This is a genomic window from Dickeya parazeae Ech586, assembly GCF_000025065.1.
Classification (GTDB): domain Bacteria; phylum Pseudomonadota; class Gammaproteobacteria; order Enterobacterales; family Enterobacteriaceae; genus Dickeya; species Dickeya zeae.
Map to the genome: position 1 here is coordinate 3,858,081 of NC_013592.1, position 18,882 is coordinate 3,876,962.

General features: G+C 56.0%; 17 protein-coding genes. 12 read left to right on the forward strand and 5 right to left on the reverse strand.

Features of this window, described 5'->3' with window-relative positions; all coding sequences use genetic code 11:
• Positions 1-50 precede the first annotated feature (50 nt).
• Positions 51-416 carry a biofilm peroxide resistance protein BsmA gene (bsmA, locus tag DD586_RS16825; RefSeq protein ID WP_012886016.1) on the forward strand — a complete coding sequence of 122 codons (366 nt, stop codon included), beginning with the start codon at positions 51-53 and terminating at the stop codon, positions 414-416.
• A gap of 46 nt (positions 417-462) precedes the next feature.
• A complete protein-coding gene (locus DD586_RS16830) occupies positions 463-738 on the forward strand; it encodes a hypothetical protein (protein WP_012886017.1) in 276 nt (91 codons plus the stop codon).
• A 190-nt stretch (positions 739-928) separates the two neighbouring features.
• Here DD586_RS16830 and rlmB read toward each other — a convergent pair whose 3' ends face one another.
• From rlmB to nsrR, 3 genes are all read right to left on the reverse strand, one after another.
• Entirely contained in the window at positions 929-1,663 is a 735-nt protein-coding gene (gene rlmB, locus DD586_RS16835) for a 23S rRNA (guanosine(2251)-2'-O)-methyltransferase RlmB (RefSeq protein WP_012886018.1), read from the reverse strand.
• A gap of 89 nt (positions 1,664-1,752) precedes the next feature.
• Positions 1,753-4,227: a ribonuclease R gene (gene rnr, locus DD586_RS16840; RefSeq protein WP_012886019.1), complete on the reverse strand. Its 2,475-nt coding sequence runs from the start codon at positions 4,225-4,227 to the stop codon at positions 1,753-1,755.
• Positions 4,228-4,267: 40 nt separating this feature from the next.
• Positions 4,268-4,693 (reverse strand): nitric oxide-sensing transcriptional repressor NsrR, encoded by a 426-nt coding sequence (nsrR, locus tag DD586_RS16845; RefSeq protein WP_012886020.1) that lies wholly within the window; start codon positions 4,691-4,693, stop codon positions 4,268-4,270.
• A gap of 372 nt (positions 4,694-5,065) precedes the next feature.
• Here nsrR and DD586_RS16850 point away from each other — a divergent pair, with 372 nt between their 5' ends.
• The 4 genes from DD586_RS16850 (at position 5,066) to DD586_RS16865 (ending at position 11,587) form a co-directional block, all read left to right on the forward strand.
• Positions 5,066-6,652, forward strand: a complete 1,587-nt coding sequence (locus DD586_RS16850) for a methyl-accepting chemotaxis protein (protein WP_012886021.1) — start codon at positions 5,066-5,068, stop codon at positions 6,650-6,652.
• Between the two features lie 209 nt (positions 6,653-6,861).
• The gene (locus DD586_RS16855) at positions 6,862-7,977 is read left to right on the forward strand and encodes a PucR family transcriptional regulator (RefSeq protein WP_228669710.1); all 1,116 of its coding nucleotides are present in this window, start codon (positions 6,862-6,864) and stop codon (positions 7,975-7,977) included.
• A gap of 2 nt (positions 7,978-7,979) precedes the next feature.
• Complete coding sequence (gene codA / locus DD586_RS16860; RefSeq protein WP_012886023.1) at positions 7,980-9,221, forward strand: cytosine deaminase; 1,242 nt, start codon at positions 7,980-7,982, stop codon at positions 9,219-9,221.
• A gap of 293 nt (positions 9,222-9,514) precedes the next feature.
• Entirely contained in the window at positions 9,515-11,587 is a 2,073-nt protein-coding gene (locus DD586_RS16865) for a sensor domain-containing protein (protein WP_226510185.1), read from the forward strand.
• Between the two features lie 46 nt (positions 11,588-11,633).
• On the opposite strand, the gene DD586_RS16870 is transcribed toward DD586_RS16865, so the two are convergent.
• The gene (locus tag DD586_RS16870) at positions 11,634-12,665 is read right to left on the reverse strand and encodes a type IV pilus twitching motility protein PilT (RefSeq protein ID WP_012886025.1); all 1,032 of its coding nucleotides are present in this window, start codon (positions 12,663-12,665) and stop codon (positions 11,634-11,636) included.
• Between the two features lie 21 nt (positions 12,666-12,686).
• Between DD586_RS16870 and DD586_RS16875 the strand changes: the two genes are divergently transcribed.
• From DD586_RS16875 to hemW, 6 genes are read left to right on the forward strand one after another with little or no spacing between them, the layout of a single operon-like run.
• Entirely contained in the window at positions 12,687-13,424 is a 738-nt protein-coding gene (locus tag DD586_RS16875) for a YggS family pyridoxal phosphate-dependent enzyme (protein WP_236032031.1), read from the forward strand.
• Positions 13,425-13,456: 32 nt separating this feature from the next.
• Positions 13,457-14,278: a pyrroline-5-carboxylate reductase gene (gene proC, locus DD586_RS16880; protein ID WP_012886027.1), complete on the forward strand. Its 822-nt coding sequence runs from the start codon at positions 13,457-13,459 to the stop codon at positions 14,276-14,278.
• 43 nt (positions 14,279-14,321) lie between these two features.
• Positions 14,322-14,876, forward strand: coding sequence for a YggT family protein (locus DD586_RS16885; RefSeq protein WP_012886028.1), 555 nt, complete (start codon positions 14,322-14,324; stop codon positions 14,874-14,876).
• Entirely contained in the window at positions 14,873-15,163 is a 291-nt protein-coding gene (gene yggU / locus DD586_RS16890; protein ID WP_012886029.1) for a DUF167 family protein YggU, read from the forward strand. Before DD586_RS16885 ends, yggU begins: the two co-directional genes overlap by 4 nt.
• A 47-nt stretch (positions 15,164-15,210) precedes the next feature.
• Complete coding sequence (locus tag DD586_RS16895) at positions 15,211-15,804, forward strand: XTP/dITP diphosphatase (RefSeq protein WP_012886030.1); 594 nt, start codon at positions 15,211-15,213, stop codon at positions 15,802-15,804.
• On the forward strand, positions 15,797-16,936 hold the full coding sequence (gene hemW, locus DD586_RS16900) for a radical SAM family heme chaperone HemW (protein WP_012886031.1): 1,140 nt from the start codon (positions 15,797-15,799) through the stop codon (positions 16,934-16,936). Before DD586_RS16895 ends, hemW begins: the two co-directional genes overlap by 8 nt.
• A 94-nt stretch (positions 16,937-17,030) precedes the next feature.
• Here hemW and DD586_RS16905 read toward each other — a convergent pair whose 3' ends face one another.
• Positions 17,031-18,482, reverse strand: a complete 1,452-nt coding sequence (locus DD586_RS16905) for a sensor domain-containing diguanylate cyclase (RefSeq protein ID WP_012886032.1) — start codon at positions 18,480-18,482, stop codon at positions 17,031-17,033.
• Positions 18,483-18,882: the final 400 nt, after the last annotated feature.

Below are 18,882 nucleotides of genomic sequence, written 5' to 3' on the forward strand. Positions count from 1 at the left end.
CGTGTGCCGGATGAATTTATCGCGTATCGGACTGAATGGAGCACCGCGTTATGACTTGCCTGTCATGGTTATTCAGACTGACGCCGCTACACAGAGTGTGGCTGGGTGCGGCGCTGTCGATGCTGCTCAGTAGCTGTGCGATGCTGGCCGGTAAGCCAGTTCCACCACCGCCACCGGCGCAGCAGGCAGTAGAAGTGTCCAGAGAGCAAAGCTACCTGTTGGAAAAAACCGGCTCTGTCTCGGTGAATGTCCGCGGTACTCTCGATGATGCGGTAGAAGAAATTGCCCGTGAGGCCAACGCACGCGGCATGCCTTACTACCGTGTGGTCAACCTGACGCAAGACGAGCATGTGCGACAGGACAACTGGCACGGCTATGCGGTCTTCTATCGTCCCTTGCCTGCCGCTCGCCCATAGCCATTCAGGCACAATAAGAGCCTAAAGAACGTTAAGAGGATGAAGGATGAAAACAAAGATTGCCGCCATCGCCCTGTTACTGCTGACAAGCGGCCTGAGTGGCACCGCGCTGGCTTCAGAATATCCATGCCGCAGCACGGAATGGAATGAGTGGATAGAGTCGATAGTCAATACGCGCGCCGTGCTGGGTGATGTCGATGTAGGCTCACAGGTTTGGCAGCAGGCGGTAGAAAGCCGGTTACCTGCCTCCTCCTGGCCGTCACGCAATTCGGTATTGTGGTGCGCGGCGGTAGAACAGAAAATCGCCAGCCTGAAGAAATAACGCATCGCCTCCCGGCAGGTCAGTTATGCCATCGTTAGATGCCGTCTGTCGGGAACATGCCGTTTTTATCGTATGACGGCATTTTTTATTTTCGTATGACCGTTTCGTGGGACCGTATTGTCGTATGACCGCACAGCAGCGTGTTAGCACACACCCGGTCACACGACGTCACGCCACCTTGCACGACGGCTCACACAGCGCGCTGGCGTACCGCTTCAAACAGACAAATGCCGGTAGCAACAGAGACATTCAGCGACGACACGCTTCCTGCCATCGGAATACTGATCAGCTCATCACAGTGTTCGCGCGTCAGACGGCGCATGCCCTCTCCTTCAGCCCCCATCACCAGCGCCAGCGGGCCGGTCAGTTTGCTTTGGTACAAGGTATGATCGGCTTCACCCGCCGTACCGACGATCCAGATATTCTGTTCCTGCAGGAAACGCAGCGTGCGTGCCAGATTGGTTACACGGATCAGCGGTACGGTTTCCGCCGCACCGCAGGCGACTTTCTTCGCGGTCGCATTCAACTGAGCGGAGCGATCTCGCGGCACAATCACCGCATGGACGCCAGCGGCATCAGCGCTACGCAGGCAAGCGCCCAGGTTATGGGGGTCTGTCACGCCATCCAACACCAACAGGAACGGCGTCGCGTGTGATGCCAGCAACCCCGGCAAGTCGTTTTCCTGATACTGACGCCCTTCTTTTACCCGGGCGATGATCCCCTGATGGACTGCGCCTTCCACCTTGTCATCCAGCCACTGACGACTGGCGACCTGTACCGCAATGCCGCTGGCTTCCAGCTCGGCTATCAGCGGTTGCAGGCGACGGTCTTCACGCCCTTTCAGGGTGAACACTTCCAGAAAACGTTGAGGGTCTTGTTCCAGCAGCGCTTTCACCGCATGGATGCCGTAAATAATTTCGCTCATTACTACTCTTCAATCATACGCTTGAGACGGGTTAACAGGGCAGCCGGTCGGCTGCCCAGAATACCGATGTCACGGTCAGACGCTGTTCGTCACTCTGCCGTTTTATTCTTTTTGCTGGCGCGTTTAGCTCGCGTGGCTGCCGCAATTTTACGCGTTTTTTCAGCGTTCTTTTGCGATTTTGCCGCCTTCTTTTTACCGCCGGTTTTCGCCTTACCGTTATCCTTGCTGGCAGGCTGACGTTTTTTACCGTCTCCCTCAGGGCGGAATGCGCTATCCGGCTCAAAGTTGGCTCGCTGGCCGGTACGGCGACGACGCGGCGGCTTCGCACCAGTATCGCTCCCTCTCTTCGCCCGGTCGCGCGAGGTTTTACCTTCGCCGCGCACCTTACGGGTAGACGAGATCAGCGCAAAATCAATTTTACGCTCATCCATGTGTACCGCTTCGACGCGGATTTCCACCTCGTCGCCCAGTCGGTAAGTCTGACCACGAGATTCGCCAATCAACCGCTGGCCGACATTGTCGTAGCGGTAATAGTCGTTATCCAGCGTGGAGACATGCACCAGACCATCGATGAACAGGTCGTTAAGCCGCACGAAGAAGCCGAAACCGGTAACACTGGAGATAATCCCGGTAAAGGTTTCCCCCACATGGTCCTGCATGAAATCGCACTTCAGCCAGTCGGCCACATCGCGTGTGGCTTCATCGGCACGGCGCTCAGTCATCGAGCAGTGTTCGCCCAGTTGCAACATTTCGTTGAAATCGGCATGCCAGCCACCGCTTTGCGTCCAGCGGTTTTTACGGTCGCTCAGCAGATACTTGATACCACGGTGCAACGACAAGTCCGGATAACGCCGGATCGGTGACGTGAAATGCGCATACGAGGTCAACGCCAGACCAAAGTGGCCGCGGTTTTCCGGGTCGTAGATAGCCTGCTTCATGGATCGCAGCAACATGGTTTGCAGCATCTCATGATCCGGCCGATCAGCGATGGAATCCATCAACTCAGCGTAGTCTTTCGGTTGCGGCTTCATGCCGCCTTTGAGCGTCAGCCCCAACTCGCCTAGCACGCTACGCAACGCCAGCACATGGTCTTCACTGGGTTGGTCATGCACGCGAAACAATGCCGGTTCTTCACTCTTCTCGACAAACTTCGCCGCCGAGATGTTGGCCAGAATCATGCACTCTTCGATAAGCTTGTGCGCATCATTACGCACGACGGCTTCCACCCGTTCGATACGGCGCTCTGCGTTGAAGATAAACTTGGCTTCTTCGGTTTCAAACGCGATACCGCCACGCACCTCACGCGCATGTTCCAGCACCTTGTACATCCGGTGCAGTTCTTCCAGCGGCTCCACCAGTGACTGGTAGTGTTCGCGCAACGCCTCATCGCCCTGCAAAATGCTCCACACCTTGGTGTAGGTGAGGCGGGCGTGTGAACTCATCACCGCTTCATAGAACTTGTAGCCGGACAATTTGCCCTGTGTGGAGACCGTCATCTCACACACCATACACAGGCGATCCACCTGCGGGTTCAGTGAACACAGCCCGTTGGACAGCACTTCCGGCAGCATCGGCACCACCTGCGACGGGAAATAGACCGAGGTGCCGCGCGCGCGGGCCTCATGGTCCAGCGCCGTACCGGGGCGCACGTAATAGCTGACATCCGCTATCGCCACCCACAGTCGCCAGCCGCCGCCGCGTTTTTTCTCACAGTACACCGCATCGTCAAAATCACGGGCGTCTTCGCCGTCAATCGTCACCAGCGGCAGGGAACGCAAATCAACCCGACCTTTCTTGGCGCTTTCCGGCACCTCTTCGGCCAGGTCACTCACCTGCTCTTCCACCTTAGGTGGCCAGCTGTGTGGGATTTCATGGGTGCGCAGCGCGATGTCTACCGCCAGCCCGGTCCCCATGTTGTCGCCGAGGATCTCTACGATCTTACCGATCGCCTTGGTGCGACGGGTCCCACGTTGAGTCAGTTCCACCACCACCACCGAGCCCATGCGTGCTCCAGCGATACATTCCGGTGGGATCAGGATATCAAAGCTCAGACGGCTGTCGTCCGGCACCACAAAACCGGTACCGGCTTCAGTGAAATAACGCCCGACGATCTGGCTGGTACGCGGCTCCAGCACGCGCACAATGCGTCCTTCACGGCGCCCCCGGCGGTCTTCACCCAACGGCTGGGCCAACACTACATCACCGTGGATCACCGTTTTCATCTGTTCAGCGGACAGGTAAAGATCGTCTTTACGTCCTTCCACCCGCAGAAAGCCATAACCATCGCGATGGCCGAGCACCTTACCGCGCAGTAAATCCAGCTTTTCCGGCAAGGCATAACACTGACGACGGGTAAACACCAGTTGCCCGTCGCGTTCCATCGCACGTAACCGGCGGCGCAGCCCTTCCAGTTGTTCATCGCTGGTCAGTTGCAGATCGCTTGCCAGTTCTTCACGACTGATAGGGGTATCCCGTTTGGCCAGGTGCTCCAGAATGTACTCGCGGCTGGGGATAGGGAATTCGTATTTTTCTGCTTCACGTTCCAGAAACGGATCTTGTGACATTGCGGTTCCTCCGTTGTCATCAGCAGGCAGCTGAGCAGGCTTATTCAACCAGAAGTAATTTATAGAGGTGTGGGTTCTGTTCCACCATATCGGCGAGCGTATAATTATCCAGTTCTTTCAGGAAATTCTGTACGGCCTGTTGCAATACCTGTTTGAGTCGGCAGGCGGGGGTAATATGACAAAACGCTTTACTGCAGTTAACCAGAGAGAGCGGCTCCAGTTCCCGTACCACATCGCCAATGCGGATAGTGGACGGATCGCGGCCCAGCCGAATGCCACCGTTCTTGCCGCGTACAGCCATAACCAACCCGGCGCGACTCAGTTGATTGATAATCTTCACCATATGATTGCGTGAAACGCCATACACTTCAGTCACTTCTGAAATGCTGGTCATTTTGCCCTCCGGCAATGACGCCATGTAAATCAGCGCGCGCAAACCATAATCCGTAAAACTTGTTAACTGCACAGAAACCTCGGGTACTTTTCCAATCGAGTACGTTGCCGAACAGTCACCTGACTGCCCAAAAACACTAACCAGAATCAGGATGGCGCTCGTTATCCTGACACCAGACACATCATGTTCATTTTTTATCAGCAGATGATAAACCAGTGCTCCGCGCCGGGCGAATTTATTTAGTACTCAGAGATCTTTCTTAAAGGAAAATTCGCCGAGTTGACGCATTTCTGTTAACAAAACATAAGAGAATCTTGCTATCTAACACGCTGTTTCATCTGTTATGTTCTGAACAAAAATAGCCCTACATGCACGTTAACGTATGGCAAGCCAGAGATAGGCTTTGCCAGTGTTTTTTATTCTGCACACACTAGGAAATGGACCATGCGTTTGAAAAATCTCTCCATCCGTACCGGCCTGTTAACCTTGCTGGCTGTCATCACCCTGTTATTACTGTTGGTCAGCGGTATGGGGATCCAGGCCATCAACAAAAGCCGGGACTCTCTGACGCAGCTCAACCAGATTCAGGGGGAGCAGTTGGGCGCGTTGATGAATGGTTATAACCTGACGCTACGGGCCAGAGCGTCCGCGACACTGGCGGTACGCAAGATAGAAATTGGTTTGCTGGACGTGGGCGCCAAAGAAACGGATAAACTGGATAGTTATATACAGCAGTCCGACAAAGAGATTCGCCAGTTCAGTAGCGTCGGCACCACCAGCGAGCAGGAGCAGAAACTGGCGCAGCAAGTGTTAAAAACGTATCAGGACTACCTGACTCAGGGATTAAAACCGATGTTAGACTCCCTGAGGAAACAGTACACCGACGAGTACTACACCCTGCTGGAAAATAACCTGACGCCCCTGAGCGACGCATTTGATAAATCCATCCAGAATTTCCGCAGTTACTCCCAGCAACTCTCCGAACAGCATATCCAACAGGCAAATAGCAACGAACGACTGATGCTGATGCTGATAGGCTTTGCCTGTCTGTTATCCCTGTTACTGGTCTTGCTGGGCTGGCTGGCGTTACGCCACATGTTGCTCAAACCGCTGGATCACGCCATTGAGCAGTTGGAACACGTCGCCTCCGGCGATTTGACCCACCGCATTACCACCGGGGGTGACAATGAACTGGGTCGCCTGAGCGACGCCATTTTGCGCATGCAAATGGCACTACTGGATTCCGTCGGCCAGGTACGTGACGCCAGCCATCAAATCGATCAGGGAAGCCGCGAACTGTTTAGCGGCAACCGCCATCTGGCGGAACGTACCGAGGAATCGGTCGCCGCGCTGGAGCAAACCGCCGCCAGCCTGGAAGAACTGAGCGCCACCGTTAAACGCAACGCCGATAACGCCGAACTGGCCCATCAGTTGACCAATCAGGTTTCCGATACCACCGATCGCGGCAATGAATCCGTCAACTACGTGGTGGAAAAAATGCGCGAAATCGCTGCCAGCGCCAAACGCATCAGCGATATTCTCGGCGTTATTGACGGCATCGCCTTCCAGACCAACATTCTGGCGCTGAACGCCGCGGTGGAAGCGGCCCGTGCGGGTGAACAAGGGAAAGGCTTTGCGGTGGTCGCCGGTGAAGTGCGTAATCTGGCACAACACAGCGCCCAGGCAGCCAAAGAGATCCGCACGCTGATTCTGGACTCACAGTCCCATGTCTCGGAAGGGCTCGATTTAGCCGCCAAAGCCGGTGAAACCATGGATAACGTCGCAGACGAAATCAACCGTATCACCACGCTGATGAAAGAGATTTCTTACGCGTCTCAGGAGCAACATCGCGGTATTGAACAGGTGAACATCGCCTTCACCCAGATAGATAAAGTCGCACAGCAGAACGCCTCTCTGGTCAAGGCCTCCACCGATACCACCCAGTCGCTGGAAGAGCAATCCCGCCAACTGGTGCAGGCTATGTCCATGTTCCGTATCGAAGACCACACGCCGCTGCTGCAAGCGCGCTGATTCTGTCTTTGGCAGTGGCCAGTCACGGCCACTGCGTTTTCACTGACTCGCCCTGTTGGCTTTATGGCTGCTGGTTCACGCGGCAGGTGAGCTCGTGCGTGGTTGATTCACGCTTTCAGTGCACCACACAGCACCTTGCACAGTAAACGGGCACATTACGCCATGTTTTAGCGCCAAACCATGCAGCCTGCACAGAGGGCATATTCTCAATGCTCTGGCGACCTTCCCTGACGACCTGTTCAGGCGTTAGCGACAGTAAAACCGGCACGTTCTTTGCTGCACACGCTGTAGCGCGCACTACACTGAATATCACTGACATTGTCGTTTCCCCAAAACGAGAAGAGAAGGAAAAAACCGGAGGGATCATCATGTCGGCATCGCATCAACGCAGCCTGTCTTATCGCGACAGTTCTCATGACCATACGGAAGAGCAGTGGGACGGATGGCGTAGCGATTTTCTGCTGGCGCTCCTCACCGCAGACCCGTCGGATCTGGCGCTGATTCATCAGCGTGCCGACCGCCTGCAATGGCCGCTGGACGTGCCACACCGGGTGGTAGCCTGGCGCATCGGTAACATGGCAAGCCTGTTCGCTTCACCGGATTGCCACAATCCAGAGGCGCAATTGCAGCGCTCACGCCTGGTGTTGCAACAACGGCTACAACAGTCCCTGTTGGCGCTGCATCCTGTATCAGCGCCACACCCTCCCCCACCGTTGGTTACGCTGGGCGATCTCAGCCTAATGGTGTTGCCGACAGACAGCCCATTACTGCAACCGCCGGGGCATCAGCGGCTGGTGGCACTACGCCAGGCCGTCCACGCCGAAATAGCTCCATTGACGCTATACGGCGGGCTATCCAGTGCGATCAGCTCAGCAGCACAGTACCGCCAGGGCCTGAACGAAGCGCAACAGGCACTTGACGCCGTCGTCAGCCTGCAGCCAGAAAAGGGGCTATGCGACTACACTGAACTGGGGATACTGCAATTATTGGGCGCCGTCAGCGACCCAGCATTGCTGACCCGGTTTATGCACAACGTGCTGGGCAATCTGGTAGAGCATAACCGTAAGTCGCCTTATCTATTGATTGAGACGCTAGATGCGGTATTGCAGGAAAACAGTAATCTGATCAAAGCGGCCGAACGGCTGGCTATTCATCGCAATACGCTGCACCAGCGCCTGCAACGCATTGAACAATTATCAGGCGGCACCCTGAACGACCCACTGTTTCGCCTTAGCGCCGCTGTCGCGCTCATGATCGGGCGCCTTTCTGGCTTTCCAGCGTCAGAAAGCGCAGTGTCGCCATTCAAGGTCCCATCACAGGAGTGATTATGAAGATTATCAACGCTGTGTTACGCCATCAGCCCGGGCTCTACACCGTGCAACTGCAAAACGGCCTGATTGCCGCCATCGACGCCCAATCAGGCCAGTGCCCCGCGATGCCAGACGACATCGACGCCGCAGGGCAGTTGGTGATTCCGCCGCTGGTAGAGCCGCATATTCATCTTGATGCGGTTATGACGGCAGGTGAACCGCAGTGGAATATGAGCGGCACACTGTTTGAGGGCATCGAACGCTGGAGCCAACGTAAAGCGACGATCACCCACGACGATACCCGACGCCGGGCACATACCGCTATCGGCCTGTTGCGCGACCACGGCATCCAGCATGTCCGTACCCATGTTGATGTCACCGATCCCTCGCTGGCGGCGCTGGAAGCCATGCTGAAACTCAAAAACGAGGTGCGCGACCTGATCGACCTGCAAATCGTCGCCTTCCCGCAGGAAGGTATCGAATCGTATCCAGATGGTCGCCAGTTGATGGAACGCGCCATTGCGCTGGGAGCGGATGTGGTCGGCGGCATTCCTCATTTTGAAAATACCCGCGAGCAGGGCGTCAGTTCAGTGAAGTTTTTGATGGATCTGGCAGAGCGTACCGGTTGTCTGGTTGACGTGCACTGCGATGAAACCGATGACCCGCATTCACGCTTTCTGGAGGTACTGGCCGAAGAAGCGCGGGTGCGAGACATGGGGGCTCGCGTCACCGCCAGCCATACGGTAGCGATGGGCTCATATGACAACGCGTACTGCTCGAAGCTGTTTCGCCTGTTGCGCCGCTCAGGCATCAGCTTCGTCTCCTGTCCGACGGAAAGCATCCACCTGCAAGGACGGTTCGATACCTTTCCTAAGCGCCGTGGTGTGACCCGCGTTGCCGAACTGGACCGCGCTGGTATGAACGTCTGCTTCGGACAGGACTCCATCAGAGACCCGTGGTACCCACTCGGCAACGGCAACATTCTGCGTATTCTCGACGCCGGGCTGCATATTTGCCACATGATGGGGTATCAGGATCTGCAACGTTGTCTCGATTTCGTCACTGATAATAGCGCCAAAGCCCTGCATTTGGGCGATCGCTACGGTATCGCTGTCGGTCGCCCGGCCAATCTGGTGATTATGGATGCACAAAACGACTACGATGCACTACAGCGGCAGGCCAAAGCACGGTTGTCTATCCGCCACGGGCGAATCATCATGCAGCGCGCCCCCGAGCACGTGATTTATCCGACAACGTAACTGTCTGACAACGTCACCGGACTCGTTATGAATCCGCGTTCACGGTTAATACATAGCCACAACAAACGCAAGGGTGATACCGTCGTCACCCTTTTTCATCAAACTTCCTGCCAACACCTCAGAAGTCGCCGCGGATGGTCGATAATTCCTTTGTCAGGAAAATTCCCCGAAAATGAACTAAAAGGAAGTAATCGGACGAACGCCTGCATCGAAAAACGGCCCGCCATCAGAATGCCGTTAACCGCGTATCAACACGGATTGTCATAAGAAGAACAGTATCGATGATGAGGTGAATGATGACCGGTTCTGCATGGAATTCAGAAAGTTTGTTTCAGGGCATCCTCGACCGCTGCCCGGTGGGCATTGCCGTTATCAATTACGACGGAAAGTATGTCACCGTTAATCCTGCCTATAGCGCTATTTATGGTTACACCCAGGAAGAGATGGTTAATCATCCCTTTACTATGGTTTTTCCTGAGTCTACCCGGCCATCCGTCCTGGCCCGTCATCAGTCGTTTCTCGATGAAGGCGGCAAACTGGGAGGGGAATGGACGGTCGTCCGTCATGACGGTGCGGTCCTGACAGTCTGGTCAGAATCCGTCCCCTTCGCGCAGCACGGGCAAAAAGCCGACCGACTGGTGTACGTCCTCGATATTACCGAACGCCAAAAAGCACGTGAGCAGATGAAGATTGCCGCTACCGTCTACGAAAGTACCCAGGAAGCCATCATCGTCATCGATACCAACCGAAACATTATCTCCATCAACCCCGCCTTTACCCGCCTGACCGGGTATAGCGAAGCTGACATCGTGGGAAAACCGTCGAACATATTCCAGTCCGATCGTCATGATATCGCTTTCTATAATGCCATCTGGCGCACGGTGAATGAGGACGGGCTGTGGGTCGGTGAAATGTGGGATCGCAAGAAAGACGGCAGCGACTATCTCCGGGAACTGACTATTAATATGGTCAAAGACGCGGCAGGCACCCCCATCAACTATGTTGGCGTGTTCTCCGATATTACCCAGCGCAAAAAACAAGAAGAATTAATCTGGCGACAAGCCAACTATGACGCGGTCACTGCACTGCCAAACCGACACAGATTTCAGGATAAACTTGAACGTGCGGTTGAACGCGCAAAGCAGACCGGCCGCCCAATGGCGCTGATGCTTATAGACCTGGACCATTTCAAATCGGTTAATGACAGCCTGGGGCACCGCGCAGGCGATGCGCTGCTGTTTGCGGTGTCGACCCGTATTACCGACTGTATTCAGAATGCCGATACTATTGCCCGAATCGGTGGCGACGAATTTGCCATTATCCTGTCTGACCTGCTACGAACCGATGACTGCGGACGTCTGGCCAACACATTGCTGCAGCGTTTGGCAAAACCGTTCAATATCGACGGGGAAAACATGCTGGTTTCCGCCAGTATCGGTATTGCCTTTTACCCTAACGACAGTGACACATTGGAAGAACTGTTCAAACATGCCGACCAGGCGATGTATTCCGCCAAGAGCGCGGGGCGCAACGGCTTCCATTATTTCACGCCTGCCCTGCATCAGGCTGCGCGCGCCCGTTTACGCCTGACTAACGATCTGCGCCAGGCGCTTGAATCCGCTCAGTTTGAGGTTTACTACCAGCCGATTATCGAACTGGCTACCAACCGGATAACCAAGGCTGAAGCGCTGGTACGCTGGCATCATCCCGAACGGGGTCTGGTCAGTCCGGCTGAGTTTATCCCGCTGGCGGAAGATACCGGCCTTATCGTTCCCCTCGGCGACTGGGTCGCGCAGCAGGCCATTATCCAGTTAGCACAATGGCGCAACACGCTCGACCCGCACTTTCAGATAGCCATCAACCAGTCCCCCATTCAACTACGCAGCAAAGATTTCACTGAAATGACCTGGGTGCAGGAACTGGCGCGATACGGGCTGGACGGCAACGCCGTGATCATCGAAATCACCGAGGGGCTACTGTTGAATGCGGAACTGCGGGTGAACAACAATCTGCATCTGCTCCGTGATGCCGGAATACAAATTGCCATTGATGATTTCGGCACCGGGTATTCATCACTGGCCTACCTCAGGAAATTCAACATTGATTGCCTGAAGATTGATCGCTCCTTTATTGAGGATCTCGATGGCATCGGGCTTGAACTGTGCGTGGCGATTATCGCCATGGCTCACAGCCTTGGCCTCAATGTGGTAGCCGAAGGGGTTGAAACGCAGCACCAGTGCGACATTCTTACCCGACTTGGGTGCGACTATGCACAGGGCTTTTTGTTCTCACGCCCGGTCCCGGCCCCGGAGCTAACGACGATGCTGCAAGCCGCCACCGATACGACAGAAACAAAATCGGCGTAAGCCGAAGGCATTTACGGCAATGGCGATTCATGACGGTAATTATCCCTCATTCTATGTCAGAGCCAGGTGTCGTCAGCATGGCATCCGGTAACAGGCCTTCCTGACACCGCTGTTGGTAGCTCTGTTCAAAGGTTTGCATCCCCACCTGGCTGCCGGTTTGCAACAGGCTCGGCAACTGGTGGGTTTTACCTTCGCGGATCAGGTTACTGACTGCCGGTGTGGCAAGCAGTACCTCAAATAACGCCACACGCCCACCCTGCGCACCCGGCAATAATTTCTGTGCCACTACCGCCTGCAAACTCGCTGCCAGTTGTGTGCGCACAAAGGCTTTCTCTTCGGCCGGGAACACATCCACTAACCTATCCACCGCCTGCACCGCCCGTCGGGTATGCAACGTCGCCAGTACCAAATGGCCGGTCTCCGCTGCCGTCAGCGCCAGCCGAATGGTCTCGCTGTCGCGCAGTTCCCCCAGTAACAGCACATCCGGGTCTTCACGCAATGCGGCCCGCAAAGCGCTGGCAAATCCTTCACTGTGCCGACCGATTTCCCGCTGTTGGATCAGGCTACGTTGACTGGTATGCAGGAATTCAATCGGATCTTCCAGCGTAATAATATGGCGGGCACAACGCTGATTCAGTACCGCGATCATCGCCGCCAGGGTGGTCGATTTCCCGCTGCCGGTCGCCCCGGTCACCAGAATCAATCCGTCGGTACGCTCAGCCAATGCCGCGACGACCGCGGGTGCCCCCAGCGTCTGCAAATCCGGCTGACGGTGTGGGATCAGGCGTAGCGCCGCCGACAAACCGTGGCGCTGCATAAACAAATTGGCCCGCAACCGCTGCCCTCCCGCCAGCGTCAACGCACAATCGGTTTGCCCACACCGACGCAACTGCTGCTCACACTCTGGGTCCAGCCAGCTCTGGCACCACTGTTCCAGGTCGGTGTGCTGTAACGGCGGCTGGGTGGCATCCGCCACCAATTGGCCGTCGATACGCCACACCGGGGGATGACCGCTGCACAGGTGCAGATCGGATACATTCTGTTTTACACTAGCGTTCACCCATTCACTCACATCCATTTATTGGCCTCCTGAATCACTATGACGATGACACCGGTAGCGACGATATCGACAGTTCAGCAAAACCTACAGGACGTCCGGCAGAAAATCTCGGCGGCGGCACAACGCTGCGGGCGCGCGCCAGAAGAGATTACGCTGCTTGCCGTCAGCAAAACCAAACCTGTGAGCGCGCTCGAAGAAGCCATCGCGGCTGGGCAGCGGGCATTTGGCGAAAACTATGTACAGGAAGGGGTGGATAAGGTTCGTCATTTTCAGACCGCCCTGCCCGATGTCGCGCTGGAATGGCACTTTATCGGGCCGTTGCAGTCGAATAAAAGCCGTCTGGTGGCAGAACATTTCGACTGGTGCCACACCATCGATAGGCTGCGTATCGCCCAGCGCCTGAGCGAGCAACGCCCAGCGCACCTGCCACCGCTCAATGTGCTGTTGCAGGTCAACATCAGTCAGGAAGCGAGCAAATCCGGCATTCTGGTCAGCGAACTGCCAGAGCTGGCCGCCAGCGTGGCGACACTACCGAATCTGCGATTGCGCGGACTGATGGCAATTCCCGCGCCGCAGGCGGATCACGCCCAGCAACTGGCGGTATTTCGTCAAATGACCGAACTTTTTCTGCAACTGAAAGTGGATTATGGCACCTTGGATACCTTGTCGATGGGGATGACCGACGACATGGCGGCCGCCATTGAAGCTGGCAGCACGATGGTACGCATCGGTACCGCAATTTTTGGCGCACGTGATTATAGTTCGCCGACCAGTTAACCTAACGGACAGACGAGAACAGCGAGAATCTGATGGAACACCGTAAAATAGCCTTTATCGGCGCGGGCAACATGGCACAGGCGATCATCGCCGGTTTGATGGCAGGCGGTTATCCGGCCCACCAAGTCAGCGTTAGCGCACCGTCCGCCACCCACCGGGATCAACTGGCTACCCGCTATGGCATTGCCAGCCTGAGCGACAATGCCGCCTGTGCCCGTGACGCCGATGTGGTGGTGCTGGCGGTTAAACCGCAACTGATGGCCGATGTTTGCGGGGAACTGGCAAAACAGGTGGATTTCAACGGCAAGCTGGTATTATCGATCGCCGCCGGTGTTAACGTCGCCCGCTTCCGCCAGTTATTGGGCGCATCGCTCAACATAGTGCGTATCATGCCAAATACCCCCTCGCTGGTAGGCCAGGGCATGAGCGGATTATACGCACCGGCCGAGGTGAGCGACGCCGATCGCGCCTTTGCCGCCGACCTGATGCACAGTGTCGGTAAACTGTGCTGGGTTGCCGACGAGTCGCACATTAACGGCGTGATTGCCGCTGCCGGTAGCGCACCTGCCTATTTCTTCCTGTTTATGGAAGCGATGCAGCAGGAGGCCATGCGTCAGGGGTTCGACGCCGACACCGCTCGCTTGCTGGTACAGCAGGCGGCTAGCGGTGCAGCGGCACTGGTGGAAGCCAGCCCGAACACCCCGTTGTCCACTCTGCGGGAAAATGTGACTTCCAAGGGCGGCACCACCGCCGCGGCGCTGCGCGTATTTAACGAGCGTCAGTTGAGCCAGACGGTTGCAGATGCCATGCAGGCCGCTGTGCACCGGGCAAAGGAAATGGAATCGCTGTTCTGATTACCACCTGAAAAATGACTTTGAATGAAGGAATGACCCTCTGATGCTGACCCTGACTTTTCTGGTCAAAACCCTGATTGACCTGTACGTGATGGTGTTGCTGCTGCGTATCTGGATGCAATGGGCACGCAGTGATTTTTACAACCCACTGGCGCAGTTCGTGGTGAAACTCACTCAGCCGATTATCGGCCCGTTGCGTCGTATTATCCCTTCGCTGGGGCCTATTGACAGCGCCTCGCTGCTGCTGGCGTTTCTGCTCACCACGCTGAAATACCCGTTGCTGTTGCTGATTCAGGTTGGCTCGCTCTCGCTAAGCCCGATCAACTTGCTGGTGGGGCTACTGGCGCTGATCAAATCCGCTGGTTATCTGGTGTTCTGGATAGTGATCATTCGCTCGCTAATGAGCTGGGTCAGCCAGGGCCGCAGCCCGGTGGATTATATGCTGCACCAACTGACCGAACCGTTGATGGGCCCGGTTCGCCGTATTCTTCCCTCGGCAGGCGGCCTGGATTTCTCGCCGATGATCGTGATTCTGGTGCTGTACGTGTTGAATTACCTTGGCATGGATTTCTTCCCGGGGCTGTGGTTCCTGTTGTGAGTGCTGTCAGTCGCTGTGAAGACGGGCTGGTCATTCGGCTGTATATTCAGCCGAAAGCCAGCCGGGATCAGATTGTCGGGTTGCATGGCGACGAGCTCAAAGTCGCCATCACCGCACCACCGGTAGACGGTCAGGCCAATGCCCACCTGATCAAATTTCTTGCCAAGCAATTCCGTGTCGCCAAAGGCATGGTCACCATCGAAAAAGGGGAGCTTGGCCGTCACAAACAGATTAGGATCGTCAACCCGCAAACCATCCCGGCCGATGTCGCGGGCCTCATTTCCTGAGCCGATTCCCTGAATAGAACATCCCAGACAGATTGCAGGAACAACAGATGCAAAACGTGGTTTTAGCCACCGGCAACGCCGGTAAAGTGCGTGAACTCGCCGGTCTGCTGGCGGATTTTGGTCTTGACGTGGTGGCACAAACCACGCTGGGCGTCGACTCCGCCGAAGAAACCGGTTTGACCTTTATCGAAAACGCCATTCTGAAAGCGCGCCACGCCGCACGCGCCACCGGCCTGCCCGCCATCGCAGATGATTCGGGGCTGGCGGTCAACGCGCTGGGCGGCGCACCGGGCATCTATTCCGCCCGCTATGCCGGAGAAGACGCCAGCGACCAGCAGAATCTGGACAAGCTGCTGGCGGTGCTCGACAACGTGCCAGACGAACAACGTCAGGCCAGCTTCCACTGTGTGCTGGTGTATTTGCGTCATGCTGATGACCCGACGCCGTTGGTGTGCCATGGTAGCTGGCAGGGCGTCATCACCCGTGCGCCTGTCGGTGAAGGCGGTTTTGGCTACGATCCCGTCTTTTTCGTGCCGCAACTCGGCAAAACCGCCGCCGAACTCAGCCGCGAAGAGAAAAACGCCCACTCCCACCGTGGACAGGCGCTGCGTCAATTGCTGGATGCGCTGCGACATGCTTAATTTGCCGCCGCTGAGCCTGTACATCCACATCCCCTGGTGCGTGCAGAAGTGCCCTTATTGCGACTTCAACTCCCACGCACTCAAAGGCGAAGTACCGCACGACGATTATGTGGCGCACCTGCTGGCGGATCTGGATGCCGACCTGCCGATGGCGGTCGCCCGCCCGCTGCACAGCATTTTTATCGGCGGTGGTACACCGAGCCTGCTCAGCGCCGAGGCGATGCAACAGTTGCTCGATGGGGTGCGGGCCCGGTTGTCATTGGTGCCGGACGCGGAAATCACCATGGAAGCCAACCCCGGTACGGTAGAAGCCGACAGGTTCAGCGGTTACCAACGTGCAGGGGTGAACCGTATTTCCATCGGCGTACAAAGTTTCAGCCCGGATAAACTGACGCGTTTAGGCCGCATCCACGGCCCGGAAGAGGCTAAACGCGCCGCTGTTCTCGCCGCCGGTCTGGGGCTGCGCAGTTTCAATCTGGATTTGATGCACGGGCTGCCGGAGCAGTCGCTGGATGAGGCGCTGGATGATTTACGTCAGGCGATAGCGCTTAACCCGCCACACCTGTCCTGGTATCAGTTGACCATCGAACCCAATACCCTGTTTGGCTCACGCCCGCCGATGCTGCCAGACGACGATGCGCTATGGGATATTTTCGAGCAGGGCCACCGTTTATTGAGCAACGCCGGGTACCAGCAGTATGAAACCTCGGCCTACGCCAAACCGGGTTACCAGTGTCGGCACAACCTCAACTACTGGCGCTTTGGCGATTATCTCGGTATCGGCTGCGGCGCACACGGCAAGATCACTTTCACTGACGGCGAGATCGTGCGCACGGTGAAAACCCGCCACCCACGCGGTTATATGCAGGGGAATTACCTGCAACAACGCAGCGAGGTCGCGCTGGCTGACCGTCCATTCGAGTTTTTCATGAACCGCTTTCGGTTGCTGGAACCGGCGCCACGCGCTGATTTCACCGCTTATACCGGCCTGTCGGAAAGTGTTATCAGGGAACAACTGGACGCCGCACTGACGCAAGGGTACCTGACGGAAACCGAACAACACTGGCAGGTCACCGAGCACGGTAAACTGTTTCTTAATTCGCTGCTGGAGCTCTTTTTGACGGAAGAGTGAGAGTACGCTTTTGGTTGCAGTAAGTTATGTCATACCCACACGCCGCTGTGCCGATACACAATGGCGGGCGATGAAACGCTCAACGGCGTTACCGTCAGGCAGGTGCCGCATTCTGGTCAGGACCCGCTTCTACCCGATTGCGGCCCAGATGTTTAGCGCGGTACAGCGCATCATCGGCATCATTGCTCAACTGTGTCATGCTGCTCCCGGCATCGCCCGGTCTGGCGACCGCCACACCGATACTCACCGTCACCACCCCCTGCGGCGACTTGGTATGGGGGATCTCCATCGACTCAACCGCCTGACGACAGCGTTCGGCCAAGGCCAACGCCTGTTGGTAGTCCGTTTGCGGCAACACCACCGTAAACTCCTCACCACCGTAACGCCCCAGCAGACATTCTGACGATGGCAGTTGCCCCGCCAGCGTTTCCACGACTGACTTTATGCAGGCGTCCCCTTTGCTATGCCCATAGCTATCGTTAAAGCGTTTGAAACGATCGATATCGATCATCAGCAACGACAACGGCATCTGTATGGATTCGTGCTGACGCCACAGTTGTTGATAGCGCTCATCGAAATGGCGGCGATTGGCGATGCCGGTCAGCGAGTCGGTCTGCGCTAACACCTGCAACAAGGTTTCTGACTGCTTGAGATCGGTAATATCGAGCATCGAACCGTAAAACACGGTGTTGCCGTCCTCAGGGTAAGACGCCATCGCTTCGGCATGGATCCAGCGAACATCGCCGTTTTCAGAGCAAATACGAAAATCACTGCGCCAGCTATGGCGATGAAAATCACCATTAGCGTAATAGTGTGCGATACGCTCACGATCTTCTGGCAGAATACGCTCTCGCAGCGGGTGACCGGGGCCGAACGGTACGGCGGTCATGGCCTGCGGCGTCAGGCCCAATACCCGAGTCGAGACAGGGCTACAGTAAACAAAGCGATATTCATTACCACGATCCGTATCGCCACTACCTGCATCGTCACGAACGGTATCGCTATGAACGGTATCTCTATGAACAACAAACGTATAAAGCACCGCCGGGGCATGCTGTAACAGCATATCCATCATGTGTTGCTGTTGATGCAATTGCTCCAGCAACCGCTCACGTGCGGTGATATCCGTAATCACACTGAGGTAGCCCAACAAGCGCTCGTCCGGCAGACGGACCTCATGAAAACTCAATTCGCCCCAAAAGATACCGCCATCTTTTTTCCGATAACACCAGACCGAAAACGGCTGATAATGACGTAACAGCGCCTGTGGCGATAACTGCCCCATTTCCCCCTGACGCAGCACTACCGTGGTGGCATCGCGACCGATAACTTCACAGGCGCGAAAGCCGAACAACCGTTCGGCTCCCGAGTTGAACAAGGTGATGTGATTGGCTGAATCGGTGGCAATGATCGCCGCCTGCGTGGACGCGTTCATCAATAGTGAACTACAGGCAGCCATAATCTGTGCGTCACTCACCGCAGACGACGTCTTTTCCCGAGACTTTTTTGACCAGCACATTTTTAACCAGTGAAACAGACCAGACATGACCAACCCTGTAACTGAATAAACCGAACTGGCGACCGACCTACCCCTGTCAGCCGGACTATGGCAAAACCCCCTGCGCTACACTGACTGATTCTCTGCTAACTGGCTGACATCACGTTGGATCCTTACGTGATAGTATGACAAAGTGAAAGCAGAAATGACCTCAGTCTGGATTTGCGCTGCGATCCCCGAAATAATTCACGTTGCAGAAAAACCGGCAGGCGTATTGAACCGTGCCGCGAAAAGAACGCACGGCGCTTATCCGGGCCAGCAACCGGAGTGAGCGGCCACGCTGCAAAAAGCAGACTGATACGCTGCTTGTTGCAGCGCTAACAGGCTGGGTAATAACACCAACACACCTGCGATATAAAGTATGACGGGTATATAAAGGTAAATCACT